We start from the raw sequence: 13,904 nt of genomic DNA, 5'->3' as shown, positions 1-13,904 counted from the left end.
AACAGGGAATCGCATTTTTAAGTTTGCATGCGAAGACATCATTCCCGACGCAATAAAAAACCCTCGACAAAAAATACGGCGGCGACCGCGATCAAAAAGGGCGAGGTCAAAGGAACTCCTTGCTCTGTGGGCGCGGTCGCTTTGAAATCCTGCGCATCGACGACGCTCACTTCGAGACCTTCCAGAAACAGGGACAGGTCTTCATGCGAAATTTTTTGCGGGTCGGACTCCTGCGGATCAATATTGACGGCGAACATGCCGCTCAACTCTGCGAACGGCGGGAGCTGATTATCCTGGGCCGAAGGCGTCGCTTCGTTTTCCCTTCCGGCGGTGTAAATGTGGTACAGACCGGGTTCGCTCGTTTCCTCATAAACGGGAGCTTTCTCTCCAGTTGGCAGGGCTGTGACTTTCCCCGAGGGAGACTGTATCCAGATGTTTTTGCCCTTCAATTCGGCTTTCCAATCCGAGAGGGCCTGACCGACAAAAAGATTTTGCTGGTTGACGGAGCCGAGTCCGTGCGCGGCGTATTTGACCCAACGCTGAAGCCAGGGCAAAAACGTTGGTTGGATGGGGAAATCGTTCCAGTCCCGATCCATGCTGGATGTGAACAAAAAAGTTTTCCCTTTACCCCATTCCGATTCAACGATCGCCGCGTGTTCTCCAGAAAAACGCATGGGGGTCTTGAAGTCTCGATCGGCGCGCGGGGTGACCTTGAAAATGGTGTTGAAACCGGCTTTCTTCATCTCCCGCAAGGCGTTGCCTTCAAAAATATTGAGCACGGGGTGATCTCCCGGTTCAAAACTCAACTGAAACGCCGATTGCGCGGATTGGGAATGGAGCGGCTGGTCCAGTGTGACGGGGAACAGATTGCCCATCGTCTGGTTGAACCATTTGGGATGGGTCTGATCCCCCAACGATACGATCACAGCGCCGCCCTGAAGGACGAACTGTTCCAGTTGCGATTCGTAACCATAGGGCAACTCGCGCACGTTGCAGAAAAAAATCACCGAATAATCGAACAGGTTTTTTCGATTGAGTTCCGCCAGCGTGATGACCGAAGGAGCGATTTGCGCGGCGGAAGAAGAAAAGGGATTGAGCGCGCGCTCGACATAAAAGGCTTCGCTTTGATGTTGAACGGTGCGCGGGTCGCCGTCGACCACCAGCACATTCAGGGTTTGGTCGGGTTGATAGGCGAAGAACAGACGATTGTCTTCGGGCAATGAATCCGCGCCCAGTTCGATTCTCCCTTCGATCCAGCTATGATCTGGATTGGGGAAGATCATTTCTTTCGCGCTGGTCTCCCTCGGAGGCAGGTCGAGGACGCCTTCGGCCTGCTTTTGCCCGTCGCTCCAGATGGTGAGGGGAAATCCTTTCAGAGCGTTTTCAGTTGAGAAATTCGAGGCGCTGGTTTGCACGCGAATGATGCGGCTATTGGTCAGGAATTGCTGAGACACCGTGGCCTGAGTTGCGGCGACGCTGTTGGGAGCCTTCGCCTGCGACGAGAAATCCAGAACCGTGATTTTTGTTCCGCTCAAATCCGCCGCTTCCATTTGCAGGGAATCTTCTTTCCAGCCGTTTTTACTGAGATCCGTCAACAGGATGATGTGCCTCGTGCCTTGCGATGCGACTTTGAGCAGGTCGAGCGCATGGCTGATCGCTCCGCCAATATCCGTAGTTAAAAACGAAGGCGAAGAACCTTTCAGGTAAACGGCCCTCGCTTTTTTGTCGACCGTCAAGGGTTGAAGAATTTTCGCAGGGGACGAGGCTCTGACGATTCCATACTGCGTGTCCGGCGACAGGTTCTGGATGAGCGTGGAAAGGGTCTCGACGGCTTCGCGATATAATGTGGACTCTTTGGCCGTCTGAGTGCGCATGCTCAGGGAATCGTCGAGAATGAAAACCACCGTTCCTCCCGACACCGCGCCGGCATTGGAAGGCGGGTTGAAAACGGGACCCGCCAAAGCCATGCTGAACAAGGCGACGGCCATGCAACGCAGAATCAAGAGGAACAAACGATTGGGCGTCGCTCTTTTGATGGAACGTTTTTGAGATCTCTTTAAAAGATAAACGGCGGAAAAACGAATATGCTTCTGCTGTCTGCGAGTCAGCAGATGAATCAAAACGGGAACGCTGGCGCCGATCGCTCCAAAAAGAAATAGCGGTGAAAGAAAGCTCAGCTCCATCGTTGCATCCAGGAATTTCTTTTTAAAAGGAAGTAGCTCAGGGCTTGGGCAAGAGGTGTCGTGGTTTCAAGAAATTCATAACCGACGCCGATGCTGTCGCAGGCGCTGCGATGCGATTGAATCTGGTTCTGGATTTCCTGCTGGTATTCGGCGCGAATGTCGAAAGGGTCGAGGCCGACTGTGGGGTCGTCTTCGAGCGATTCAAACACGGTATCGCCTTCAAAGGGTAAAGAAACCTCGTCGGGGTCGAGAACCTGAAACAACATCACCTCCAGTCCGCGCGATGTCAGCAGTTTCAGCGCCTTCGGTAACTGGTCGTCGGGGGTCAGCAGATCCGAAATGATGATGGCCATTCCCCGGCCGCTGGAACGCTCCGCCAGAGAAGTCGCCACCTGCTCGATGCGAGTCGGTCCCTGCGTTTCAATCGTCGCCAGCTTATGCAGTATGTGCTGGAAATGCGAGGGTTTGGAACGCGGCGGGATATGGTCGATCAGGCCATCGTTGAACAGGGAGAGGCCGACGGCGTCGAATTGCTTCAACAACAAAAATGAGAACGCGGCGGCAAGCGTGCAGGCGTAATCGAATTTGCTCAATTCGCGTTCAAACGGAGAGGCGTAGCCCATGGAGCCGCTGGCGTCTAAAAGGATGGAACATTTCAGGTTGGTGGACTGTTCAAACTGCTTGACGTGGTATTTGTCGGTTTTTCCAACCACCTTCCAGTCGATGTGCTTGATCTCGTCGCCGGGCGTGTAATCCTTATACTCCGCAAATTCAACGCTGGAGCCTTTGTGTCGGCTTCGATGACTTCCGGTCAATAAGCCGTCGACCAGATGGGACGCCCTTATTTTCAACGAAGAAATACGTGCGAGAATCTGCGGATTGTATTCGAAAAGTTCTTCTTTCATTGGTTGGTTCTGTTCACCGCCTGAAATGTGCGCAATGTTTCAATCTTATCGACCTCTCCGATATTTCGCAATTAAAAATAAGCCGTGTCTTGCCGGTTGACTTTGTCGGAGCGGAGAATACAATAAAATTCAATTTATTGAATTAAGGGACCACTAATCAAACATGACTCGATATTGTAAATGCCATTTTATGCAGGGAGATTCAGAGCACTGGGCGCTCCTGGATCGGAAATCCTTCGCGCATAAAGGCGCCAAGGCTCATTTTGCGCCCGATCAGGTGATTGCTCCAAATCATTTGTCGCTTGAACTGTCTTTTGACTGGGATGAGGAGCGCGTGTGGGGTTCCACGGAGTATGAACTGATTGTGCGCGGCAAAAGCGCCGAAGTCCTGACGCTGGATGCGGTCAATCTCAATATTTCCAGCGTAGAACTCAATTCGAAAAAAGCGGATTTTGACAACACGGGAGAGCGTCTCAATGTGGACCTGGGCAAGCGATATGCGCAGGGAAGCCTTCTTAAACTGAAGATCCAGCATTCCGTCACGCGGCCCACCGCCGGCATTTACTTCACCAAACCCGACGCGCAGTATCCAGAACGTTTCAAAACCGTTTGGACGCAGGGACAGGATGAGGATTCCAAATATTATTTCCCCTGTTTCGACCAGCCCAGTTTCAAACAGAAAACGGAAGTGCGCTTGCATCTCCCGCCCGGCATGTTTGGCTTGTCCAACGGGACGCTGTTACGCAAGAAAACGACGGCGGAGGAATCTTTTTTTCATTATGAAATGGAATTGCCCTATTCGACCTATTTGTTGTCGATTGTGGCGGGCGAATTCTCTGAAACGCGCGAGCGCTGGAAAGGCGTGGACGTTGTCTGGTACGTGCAAAAGGGAAGAGAGCGCGAAGGCCGGAATGCGTTCAGGGATACCGGGAAAATCATCGAGTTTTTCTCCGATTACACGGGCTTCCCCTACCCCTACAAGCATTACACGCAGATCGCGGCGCCCGAGTTTATTTTTGGCGGTATGGAAAATTTCACCGTCACAACGCAGACCGATTTGACCCTGCACGATGATCGCGCCGCGCTGGACGGAGATTCCAACGGCCTTGTGGCGCATGAGGCGGCGCATTCCTGGTTTGGCAATATCATGACGGCGAAGAGCTGGGCGCACGCATGGCTCCATGAATCCTTTGCCACCTATTTTGACGCCCTCTACACGCGCGAATCCAAGGGGGAAGACGAGTTTCGCTATCAATTGCTGGAGGACGCGGAAACTTATTTCTCCGAGGATATACGCTACCGCCGACCCATCGTAACGAATATTTATAAGGAACCGATTGATTTGTTCGATGCGCATTTGTATCCCGGCGGCGCGGTGCGATTGCATTACTTGAAATCGGTGATCGGCGAGGACAATTTTCGCGAAGGTTTGAAGTTGTTTTTAAATCGTCATCAGTACGCGCTGGCGGAAACGGTGGACTTGGCCCGCGCATTGGAAGAGACGACGGGGACAAATCTGGACGAATGGTTCCAGCAGTGGATTTTTCGCGGCGGCTATCCCACTCTGGAATTCAGCATGCAATGGGATTCGAAAACCAATACGGCGTCTGTCTCCGTCAAACAGACGCAGAAGGCGGAGAAGGACGACGCGGATTCATTGTTCCGGCTGAATCTGGACTTGAGATTTTATTTCGCAAAGGGAAGCGAAACTTTTCCGATTGAGATCAAAGAGAAAGAAGAGAAATATTTTTTCAAATTAAAATCAGCGCCCCGCTTCGCAAGGCTGGACCCGGAGTTTCACTTGCCTTGCAAGAAAGTCCAGTTGGAGATGGGACGGCCCATGCTTCAGGCGCAATTGAAAAATGATCCCGATCCCATCGGTCGCATTGAAGCGGCGGCGGCCTTGACCAAAAAGCCTTCATCTGAGGATGTGTCTGTCTTGTCCCAGCAATTGTTGAAGGAGAAACAATGGGGCGTCGCCGGACGAATTGCGAGAGCCTTGGGCGCCATTGGCGGCGAAGCGGCGCGAGAGGGATTGTTAAAAGGCTTGAAGATAAAGAATCCTCGTATTCGTTGCGCTGTGGTTCGCGCTTTGTCGACCTACAAGAACGACGAGAAGGTCGCATTGGAATTGCGCAAGCTGGCTAAGAAAGACGCCTCCTACCGCGTCGAAGCGGCGGCACTGGAGGCTTTGGGCATGATCAAGGATCGAGATTCGATTCCCTTGCTTGAGAAAAGTCTTCATAAAGAGTCGCACAACGATATGGCGCAGGCCGGAATTTACAGGGCGCTGGCCCGACTTGAGGACGAATCGTCCTGGCCTGTTTTGGTCGAAGGGGCGGATTACGGAGCAAGCAAAAACGCTCGTCCCGCGGCGATGCGCGCATTGGCGGCGTTAGCGAAGCGATGGGAGCGCCTGAAACCGCAGGCGCTGGAATTGCTGGCGCGATTTGCCGCCGAGGACCGAGGCACTCCAGCCGCTGTATTTCGCGGCAAGCTGGGGGCTATCGGCGCCATGCATTTTCTCGACGACACTCAGGCGATTTCGCATTTGCGGCGTTTGGCTGACAGCGAAGCGGACGGTCGCCTGCGTCGCCGGGCGGAGGACACGATCGCGCATTTGCGCAACACGGCGAGAAAGCCTCAGGAGTTCAGCGATATGCGCGAAGAGATGGACGAGTTGATCAAGGAAAGCCGGTCCCTGCGCGACCGATTGGAGAAGATAGAAAAGACCAAGAATGCAAAACCTAAAAAGGGAAAAGCTAAAAAATGAAAAAACAATTCAATGACCAGCCGGTGGAGACGCTGGTTCAACAATGTCTGAGCCGCGAAGGCAAAGTTCTGGACCTCCATCTCAAATACATCGGGGATGAAGGGGTGGAATACCTGGCGCAGAACCCGGACCTCGACGGCGTCGAGGAGTTGAACCTGGAGCGCAACAATATCACGGATCGCGGCGCGCGGGCGCTGGCGGACTCGCCGGTGTTGAATCGCCTGAAAGTTCTGATCCTTCAGCGCAACAGCATTGGCGACGCGGGGATCATTTCGCTCGCCCGTTCCCCTTTGGCGTCGCGCTTGACGCATCTGGATTTATGGAAGAATGATATTGGCCCGGACGGCGCAAAGGCCATCGCGGAATCGATTCAACTGGTCAATTTACAGCGTCTGGATCTTGCGCAAAACCATATTGGCAATGAAGGCGCACAGGCGCTGGCGGAAAGTTCGACCTTGTCGGCGCTGAACTATATGGACCTGTTTGGCAATGGCATGGGCGAAGAGGCGATCAAGGCGATCAAGGAATCCGAAGCGTTCAAGAATGTGCCGAATATGATTCTGGAATAATCAGAGGCGGAACCCAATGTTGCGACTGGCGGTCATCATTTGTTCGTTCTTCTGCTTCGATCTTCCTTCTCTGGCGACGGCGGCTGAGTATGAGATGGAGGATCAAGGCGGCTTGTCCGGCGACTTTGATAAAATTGCGGGTTCTTTGTCCAACTGGCTGATAGAAAAAAACGAAGAGTTGGAGGGGCCCTTTGCAGAAGCGATGAAGGCGAGCGATCAAAAGACCCGTGTTTTTTTCGGGACCATCGTTGGCATTTTTCTTGCTCTGGTCCTGCTGTTTGTCGTGAAATTGATCGTCAATTTAATGGGCGAAGCGACGCTGTTGACTCGTCAGAAAATTTATCAGTGGCTGGGCTGGGACACGGCCCGGGTGAAACAGCACTCAGTATCGCCTTTACAATCTGCGGCGCGCGATCCGAATGACAAGCGACAGGAGAAATCGGTCCGCAAACCCAATAAAAAGAAATTTCTGGTGGGAGAGGTCTTGCTGACCTTTGTGAACCCGGGAATTGATCGCTCTCACATTGACGCGGCGCTCCTGCGACAGCAGTCGGAAACGCCTCGCCCTCTCATCGGTTCGCTTCTGATCGAAAACGGAGTGGCGGAACCTGAAGAAATTGAAAAGTCCCTGAAACTTCAAAAAAAATACAGGAACTCAGGGAAGCCATTCTAATCGAGCCCTCACTCCCACTTGGCGTCTTTTAAAGAGATGGGTCGCTCGCCTCTTTGTTCAAGATGCTCTTTTACCGTTTGCAATCCTTTGAAGTAATCGCCTTTTAGAAATTCCTGCGCGCCGGGGCCTTCGTAGCGTTTGGAGAACACCGCCAGGCGTTGCGCGCTCCTCATTTCAAATTCCTTCATCAATCTCTCTTGCTCCCAGGGCGCCGCATTTTTCAAAGGCGGACGCTGGCCGATACGATACTGCAGAAGGTTTAGAAACGATTCATCGGTCTGCCATTTCAATGGAGGCGTCAAGGCGGCAGAAGAGTATTCCAGCAGGGGACGGTCGTCGGTGATGAGCGGCGTATCTTGCAGATAGTTTGTCAGCCGGGCGCCATCGCTGATATAAAAATCCATGAAATCCTGAAACGAACGCAGACCGATGGATGCGGCGGTTGCATTCAAATCAGCGTCTTCCATGAGAGAATCGAATCGCTTCCGGTCGAGACTGACTGCTTCATTGGAACCAACGAGAAGCACGATGCGGGTTAGAAAACTGTTCCACACGGAGGTGTAGGGGAACACGTCCTGAAAGGTTTTGATGATAGATCTGGCGTCTTCCGGGCTGACCAGATGGAGGGGGAGCCATTGCATCATGAGGCCCCCTTCGTTCAAACGTTGGGCGGCTTGTTCGTAGAATTCTTTTGAGTAAAGATTCACAACTCCCGCTTGAACCGGGGACATGGGTTCCAGCGTGATGACGTCATAGGCGGCGTCGGTCCATCTCATATAAGAGCGACCGTCCTGGATTTTCATGGAGACATTGGAGCGATCGAGGGCCTGACGATTCCAGCGCGTGAACCAGTGCGACAGGGACAACACGTTCCCGTCGATTTCAACGCCGTCGACAGAGGCGTCCGGGAAGAGGGCGACGGTTCCCAGCGTCGCTCCTGTGCCATAACAGATCACCATGGCTTTTTTCGGGGCGGGGTGCAGGACCATGGGCACGAAGCCCATCGCCTGCATGTAGGCGCTGCCGCCTATGGAGTCGGAGGCGGTGGCGGTGCTGAACCCGTTGACGTAAAGCGTGCGCGCGCCGGTGGCGCTGTCCTCGACCACGCTTAATGTGGAAAAATCCCCTTCCTTGTAGTCCAGAAGTTTGATGCGTTCTTTCGGAACGTTGATTTCGAGACGGGCGAAATTGTTTTGTCCGGGTTCCAGCGCCTGCTGACCGCCGAGAATCGACGCGCCTGAGGCGGCGAGCGCGAAGAGGACGACGCTTGCCGCCAACAGTTGTCTACTGGAAGACCAGCGCCGACGCGCTGTTTCGATGCAAAGCGAAAAGAAAAGAAGGAGTGCGAAAATCACGAACAACGAAGCCCGAATCCCAAGCAGGGGGATGAGAAGGAAGGGCGTCAGGACGGTTCCAAGAGTCGCTCCCAATGTGTTGGCGGCGTAAGCTCCGCCTATGGTTTTGTCAATAGAGCCAAACAGCGAAAGATGCATTCGGTTGGCGAGCGGAAAGGCCATGCCGAATCCGAGCGTGGGCAATAGCATGAAACCGAAAGCAAACAGGGATCGAACCAGAAGCGTTTGCGAAGCAGTGTTGTCGAGTTCGTATAACAAGCGGTCGGACCATTGCGTCCATTCCGTCAATTGATTGAAGAAGGGGATTTGCAGAAGGCAAACCGCCCCGATTGCGATTTCAATGAACAGGAATAATTGCAAACTGTTTTTGCTGAGAGGGATTTTCCCCGCAAGCCAACTGCCCAAAGCGATGCCGAAGAGAAAGGTCGCGAGTATCAAGGCGAATGAATGGAGCGCGCTCCCGAGCGGGAAGACGAGAATCCGCGTCCATAATATTTCAGCGGAGAGCGCGACCATCCCGGAATAAATGAAGAGCGCCAGAGCCATCCATTGAATGGATTTTGAAATTTGCTCATCAGGAGCTTGCGAAGACTCCGAAGGCGATTCAGAGAGTTCCACACGATCATCGTCGGGGCTTCGCCTGAGTATGAAAAAAGTCGCGACAATGATTGCCATGACGAGCGTATTCGCCAGGACTGCGGAAAGAGTCGTTCCGCGAACGCCGAACCATTCCACGGCGATCAGTTGTCCGTACACGCAGCCGAACGCCGCGCCCAGCGTGTTCAGCCAGTACAGACGCGCGATTTGCGGGAGGATCGCCGATTCCCGGTTTTGAATGAACCAGTCGCCCAGCAGGGGCAGAGTGGCCCCCATCATCAGCGTTGCCGGCAACATGAGCGCGGCGCTGGCGATAAACTCCATGAAGTGAAGCGCGAAGGTGGATTCGCCCGCCACAGCCAGCATGGAAGGGTAGGTCGAAGCCAACTGCTCAAGCGCCCAGGGGAAGACGTATCCATAAAGACCGATCGCCCCTTCGAACAGCCCGTACAGAAGAAGCGGGAAATGCGGGCCGTAGGAATCTTTGAGACGTTTGAGCAGGAGCGAAATCAACCAGGCGCCCAGCCCCAGGCCGGCCATGAAGGCGCAGAGCGCGGCGCTGATGGCGTGAACGGCGGAACCGTAGATCAAGGTCAATTGTTTGACCCAGATCAACTCATAGGTCAGACTCGCCGCTCCCGAAATGAGAACGCAGAGGGAGATGATTGTGAGAGTCGCTGGATTACGGATCATGTGCAATTGAGTGGAGCGAGCCTGGCGTGAGCAGTATTTCTTGTTCAAAAGGTCATTGTAGTGATTTTCAGAGCATATGGAAACCGTATTCATGAAACGATTTTTCAAGAGTAAGGTCCTTGCCGCAAATAATACATACCTGATTGATTTTACCGCTGTTGTGTCATTCGTATCGATTCAGGATCGCTCTGAATTTGTCATTGTGGAGATAAATCAGAAGTCTGTTCAGGCGTTTTGAGCGCTGTTATTTAGACGGTTCTCGTCGTTGCAACGTCTGCCCAGTAGTGGTAATCTTTCCGTTAAACGTTTATTTCTACTTTGGAGGCTGGATGTTGAGGCAGTTAATTAAAATGAAGCATTTGGTTGCGGTTTTGACGGTGTGTACAGCGATTTGGACTCAAACAGCTTTGGCCGATCCGGGAGACGGACTGGTCGGCGAGGCGAAGATTCCCGATATTGTCGCCAGCGTCAACGGTGTGGATATAGACTCCCGCTACGTCAAGTTTCAGTTGGAGCGGATCATTAAAATGAACAAGCGTCCTCTCACGGCGAAGGAACAAACCGTCATCCTGAAGGATATCGTGGATAAGGAAATCGCTCGCGAACTGGTTTTGCTGGAGAGTAAAAAGGAGCAAAAAAAATTGCCGCCGGAATTACTGGAAGAGCAATTCGCGGCGCTTAAGAAATCCTATAAATCAGAAGATGATTTTCAGAAAGCCCTCAAGGAACGCGGTTTTTCAGAGGCGGATTTGCGCCATGCCATGGAAATCGATTCTCTGGCTCAAATGCTCCTTGGCGAATACATCAAAGGGCGCGTCGAAATTGACGATGACGACGTCAAAAAATTCTACGAAGATAATAAAGAACGTTTTTTACGTCCGGTTTCCCGCCGAGTGAGCCATATTTTCATCGCGCCGTTTCCTCCGGGATATTTGGATTCAACGCCTTTGGCAGATCGAGAAACGACAAAACTGGAATTGGCGCGAAAGGCCGACGCAAAGATCCGCGACATTTTGAAGGAAGTTAGAGATGGGGCCGACTTTGCTGAAATGGCTAAAAAGCATTCTGATGACACGGCAAGCTCTGAGAATGGCGGCGATCTGGGTTACGTCTATAAGGGCGTTTTGCCGGAGGAGTTCGATGAAGCGCTCGAAAAGTTGCAACCCGGAGAAATCAGCGAGCCTTTCATAACGCCTTACGGTCATCACATCGCCAAATTGATCGAGAATCGTCCCAGCGAATACGCTCCCTTCAAGGACATGGAAGAATCCATTCAGAGGCATTTGTTCACGGAGAAAGCTCAGGATGAGATCAATAAATACGTCGATAGCCTGAAAGAGAAGGCGGATATTAAAATCTTTTTTTAAGTTGGAAACGTTGGCGGTAACTCGTTCGCGTGATTGTTTGAATTTTTTAAAATAAACCTGATACGGCGCCTTGAGCGTTTTTAGAGGAGAATTTCGAATGGCAACATATGCAAAAGAGAAGGATGTTGAAACCGCTGTAGAGGAAGACCCCAAGGCGCGAGAAGCCTTGCGCGAAGTGTTTGGCAATACGGCGCGATGGGATGCTGAGTTCAAGGGTTTCACCGCCAATGTGGTGGTCAACATCAACGGCGTTGAGGAAGCCTGCAAAATCACCGTGAAGGGCCCTAAAGAAATCGAAACGGACTGCAAGGGCGAAGCGGCTAAATCCTTTTTGACGGAAAATATGGCGTCGATCGCCATGCATCGCGGCCCTCGATCCTTTGAAGAGTCTGACGGCAAGTACAAATTGCATTTCATGGACGATGGCGCGCATCCGCTGGGGCGTGCGGTCGCAATGGGCGGCGACGGTATGAGCTCTTTTTACCGAATTAAAGACGGTCGCATTCATCAGATCAATCGCAAAACGCCGCGCTTTTCTTTCTCCATCAATGTCGAAGAGAGCGTTAAGAATGAAGAAGGCAAATTTCTGACGCGCCGCTACACGGTTTATTATTTCAAACCGGAAGGCGATGGATTGAAAGACGTTGAAAGCTACACCGATGAATACACGCGCGTGGGCGCTTACGATTTGCCCAAATACCGCCGCGTTATCAACAATGAGGACGGGTCGATTTGCGTGAATGCGATGACGCTGTCGAGCCATAAAGTTCTCTAAGCATTTTTTTCTCAGTTCAGCCCGTCGAACGCGGATTGCGTTTCGGCGGGTTTTTTTTTTGACCTTGAGCGGCAATCGAAATGGAACGGAATTTAGAAAACGTTCAGTCCGCATATATCAGCGCGCCTGATTATGTGGATCGACTCGCAGGAGAGCTTGCGGGCGTCGTTGCGGTGTATGATCGGCTGATCCTCACCGATCGACCCGTGCAGGAAGTTTTCTGGGCGCATAATGTCTGGAAGCGTCCGCTTCTCCTGCCGATACAATCCATATCTGACGGGGCCAAACAACTGAAAGCAATTCAGAGAAACTGGTCCCTCTATTCGGTGGCGGTGCATCGCCGCGCCGCCCTGATTCAGGAACAGTTAGCGCAGATTTCCTCAGACCCCATCGCCTTTCCCCAGGCCCTGCCGCGCGCGGCCTTTGGCTCTTGGACCTTGCTCGACGCAAACACGCTCCTGGCCTCTCCAGAATGTTCCAGTCCCTTTGTGAACGGCGATGCGCAATTTGTAGAGGATCGCGTGGGGCCTCCAAGTCGGGCCTATCTGAAATTGTGGGAAGCCTGTACGCTCATGGGCGAGCGTCCGCAGGAAGGCGACTTTTGTCTGGACGTCGGCGGCGCCCCCGGCGGCTGGTGTTGGGCCATTCAGAAATTGGGAGCGCGGGTGTTGAGCGTGGACCGGGCGCCTTTGAGAAAAGACATCCTGCAAATGCCGGGCGTGGAATTTAAGAAGGGAGACGCCTTTGCCCAGAGGCCGAGTCAGTTCGATTCAGTGGACTGGATTTGTTCCGACGTAATCTGTTATCCCGAAAAATTATACGACTGGGCGCTCGAGTGGGTGGAGTCCGGGAAATGCGCCCGTATGATTTGCACTGTGAAATTTCAGGGAGAGTACGACCCGTTGATCGCCCGCCGCTTTGCAGATATCCCCGGAAGTCGCCTGTTGCATTTGAGCCATAACAAACATGAACTCACCTGGATGTGGAAACGCGCAGAATCAACAGGGCGGGCCTAACGAGGCAACACCGTTTGCCCTTGGAGTTGCAAGCCTTCCGCCGCCTCGGCATTGGATGTGAGAATACAGTTTTCTATTTGACAGTTTTTCTTTAGATGAACGCCGTCCCAGCAAACCGAACGGCTGATACGGACCCCGCTTTCCACGATGCAACCATCCCCGAGAACAACATGCGGGCCGATCTCACAATCTGGGGCGATGCGACACTCTTTGCCAATGAGAACCGATGACTCTGCCTGCGTGGCGTCGCGTTGGCTTGAAGGGAGTTTTCCGTCCAGAGCGTCGAAGTTGGTTTGCAGATAAGCGTCGCGGGTTCCCGCGTCGATCCAGTAGCCCTCATGCAAATAACCCGAAACGTTGAGTCCCTGCTCGATCAGTTTGGGGTAGATGTCTTCCGTCGTTCCGCAGAACGTATTTTCCGGTATGAAGTCGAAGAGAACAGGGTCCACGATCTGGATTCCAGTGAACATCACGCGCGTGAGAGGAAGCGCCGCCTGCCCGGGCGGTTCCGTGTCAAGAAAATGGACGATGCGCCCCTTCGCGTCAATCTCGATACGGCGGTAGGATTCGTCCGGGCCGAATCGTCTCACGACCAGGGTCAGCAAGGCTTTCTGCTGGCGATGGAATTGAATCGCATCATTCAGTGAGACGTCGCTTAAATTGTCTGAGTTGATAACGACAAAGGGTTCTCCATCGTCCAGGAATTTTTGAGCGGCTTTGATTCCCCCTCCGGTCCCCATGATTTTTTCTTCAACCAGAAAGTTAAGACGGATGTCGTCTTGTCGACTCGACTCAAAATAATCCACGACCGTTTGAGGGAGATGGTGCAGGTTCACCACCGCCTCATGAATTCCCGCGGCTCGCAAAATATCGAGCGTATGGGTCAGCAAGGGCCGGTTGAGAACGGGCATCATTGGCTTGGGGATCAAGTCGGTCAGAGGTTGCAGACGCTTGCCAAATCCCGCCGCCAGAATCATCGCTTTCATGGAGCGATCTTT

Annotated in this window: 10 protein-coding genes; 6 read left to right on the top strand and 4 right to left on the bottom strand. The window is 52.8% G+C overall.

The window, feature by feature from the left end; all coding sequences use genetic code 11:
• Window positions 1–38: 38 nt before the first annotated feature.
• Together G3M78_14385 and G3M78_14380 are read right to left on the bottom strand one after the other, a co-directional pair.
• The gene (locus tag G3M78_14385) at window positions 39–2,183 is read right to left on the bottom strand and encodes a VWA domain-containing protein (GenBank protein QPJ66522.1); all 2,145 of its coding nucleotides are present in this window, start codon (window positions 2,181–2,183) and stop codon (window positions 39–41) included.
• Window positions 2,174–3,088, bottom strand: a complete 915-nt coding sequence (locus G3M78_14380; GenBank protein ID QPJ66521.1) for a DUF58 domain-containing protein — start codon at window positions 3,086–3,088, stop codon at window positions 2,174–2,176. Before G3M78_14380 ends, G3M78_14385 begins: the two co-directional genes overlap by 10 nt.
• A gap of 190 nt (window positions 3,089–3,278) precedes the next feature.
• On the opposite strand from G3M78_14380, the gene G3M78_14375 reads away from it, so the two are divergent.
• From G3M78_14375 to G3M78_14365, 3 genes are read left to right on the top strand one after another with little or no spacing between them, the layout of a single operon-like run.
• Window positions 3,279–5,861, top strand: a complete 2,583-nt coding sequence (locus G3M78_14375) for a hypothetical protein (protein QPJ66520.1) — start codon at window positions 3,279–3,281, stop codon at window positions 5,859–5,861.
• On the top strand, window positions 5,858–6,430 hold the full coding sequence (locus G3M78_14370) for a hypothetical protein (GenBank protein QPJ66519.1): 573 nt from the start codon (window positions 5,858–5,860) through the stop codon (window positions 6,428–6,430). The genes G3M78_14375 and G3M78_14370 overlap by 4 nt, the downstream gene beginning before the upstream one ends.
• A 16-nt stretch (window positions 6,431–6,446) precedes the next feature.
• Entirely contained in the window at window positions 6,447–7,103 is a 657-nt protein-coding gene (locus G3M78_14365; protein QPJ66518.1) for a hypothetical protein, read from the top strand.
• A gap of 8 nt (window positions 7,104–7,111) precedes the next feature.
• Here the strand turns inward: G3M78_14365 and G3M78_14360 are convergent, their stop codons facing one another.
• On the bottom strand, window positions 7,112–9,748 hold the full coding sequence (locus tag G3M78_14360) for a spermine synthase (GenBank protein ID QPJ66517.1): 2,637 nt from the start codon (window positions 9,746–9,748) through the stop codon (window positions 7,112–7,114).
• A gap of 350 nt (window positions 9,749–10,098) precedes the next feature.
• Between G3M78_14360 and G3M78_14355 the strand changes: the two genes are divergently transcribed.
• The 3 genes from G3M78_14355 (at window position 10,099) to G3M78_14345 (ending at window position 12,906) form a co-directional block, all read left to right on the top strand.
• Window positions 10,099–11,115, top strand: coding sequence for a hypothetical protein (locus tag G3M78_14355; GenBank protein QPJ66516.1), 1,017 nt, complete (start codon window positions 10,099–10,101; stop codon window positions 11,113–11,115).
• A 97-nt stretch (window positions 11,116–11,212) separates the two neighbouring features.
• Complete coding sequence (locus G3M78_14350) at window positions 11,213–11,890, top strand: DUF3386 family protein (GenBank protein ID QPJ66515.1); 678 nt, start codon at window positions 11,213–11,215, stop codon at window positions 11,888–11,890.
• Window positions 11,891–11,970: 80 nt separating this feature from the next.
• Window positions 11,971–12,906 (top strand): hypothetical protein, encoded by a 936-nt coding sequence (locus G3M78_14345; GenBank protein ID QPJ66514.1) that lies wholly within the window; start codon window positions 11,971–11,973, stop codon window positions 12,904–12,906.
• Here the strand turns inward: G3M78_14345 and G3M78_14340 are convergent.
• Window positions 12,903–13,892: an NDP-sugar synthase gene (locus G3M78_14340; GenBank protein QPJ66513.1), complete on the bottom strand. Its 990-nt coding sequence runs from the start codon at window positions 13,890–13,892 to the stop codon at window positions 12,903–12,905. The two genes, G3M78_14345 and G3M78_14340, sit on opposite strands and share 4 nt — an antisense overlap.
• Window positions 13,893–13,904: the final 12 nt, after the last annotated feature.

The organism is Candidatus Nitrohelix vancouverensis (assembly GCA_015698305.1).
In the GTDB taxonomy this organism is placed as follows: domain Bacteria; phylum Nitrospinota; class Nitrospinia; order Nitrospinales; family VA-1; genus Nitrohelix; species Nitrohelix vancouverensis.
The sequence above is the reverse complement of the archived record's forward strand: the minus strand, read 5'-3'. Positions and strand labels throughout refer to the sequence as shown.

Coding starts and splice junctions, on each gene's coding strand:
- G3M78_14385 (QPJ66522.1), bottom strand. CDS start 2,183: ATGGAGCTGAGCTTTCTTTCACCGCTATTTCTTTTTGGAGCGATCGGC.
- G3M78_14380 (QPJ66521.1), bottom strand. CDS start 3,088: ATGAAAGAAGAACTTTTCGAATACAATCCGCAGATTCTCGCACGTATT.
- G3M78_14375 (QPJ66520.1), top strand. CDS start 3,279: ATGCAGGGAGATTCAGAGCACTGGGCGCTCCTGGATCGGAAATCCTTC.
- G3M78_14370 (QPJ66519.1), top strand. CDS start 5,858: ATGAAAAAACAATTCAATGACCAGCCGGTGGAGACGCTGGTTCAACAA.
- G3M78_14365 (QPJ66518.1), top strand. CDS start 6,447: ATGTTGCGACTGGCGGTCATCATTTGTTCGTTCTTCTGCTTCGATCTT.
- G3M78_14360 (QPJ66517.1), bottom strand. CDS start 9,748: ATGATCCGTAATCCAGCGACTCTCACAATCATCTCCCTCTGCGTTCTC.
- G3M78_14355 (QPJ66516.1), top strand. CDS start 10,099: ATGAAGCATTTGGTTGCGGTTTTGACGGTGTGTACAGCGATTTGGACT.
- G3M78_14350 (QPJ66515.1), top strand. CDS start 11,213: ATGGCAACATATGCAAAAGAGAAGGATGTTGAAACCGCTGTAGAGGAA.
- G3M78_14345 (QPJ66514.1), top strand. CDS start 11,971: ATGGAACGGAATTTAGAAAACGTTCAGTCCGCATATATCAGCGCGCCT.
- G3M78_14340 (QPJ66513.1), bottom strand. CDS start 13,892: ATGAAAGCGATGATTCTGGCGGCGGGATTTGGCAAGCGTCTGCAACCT.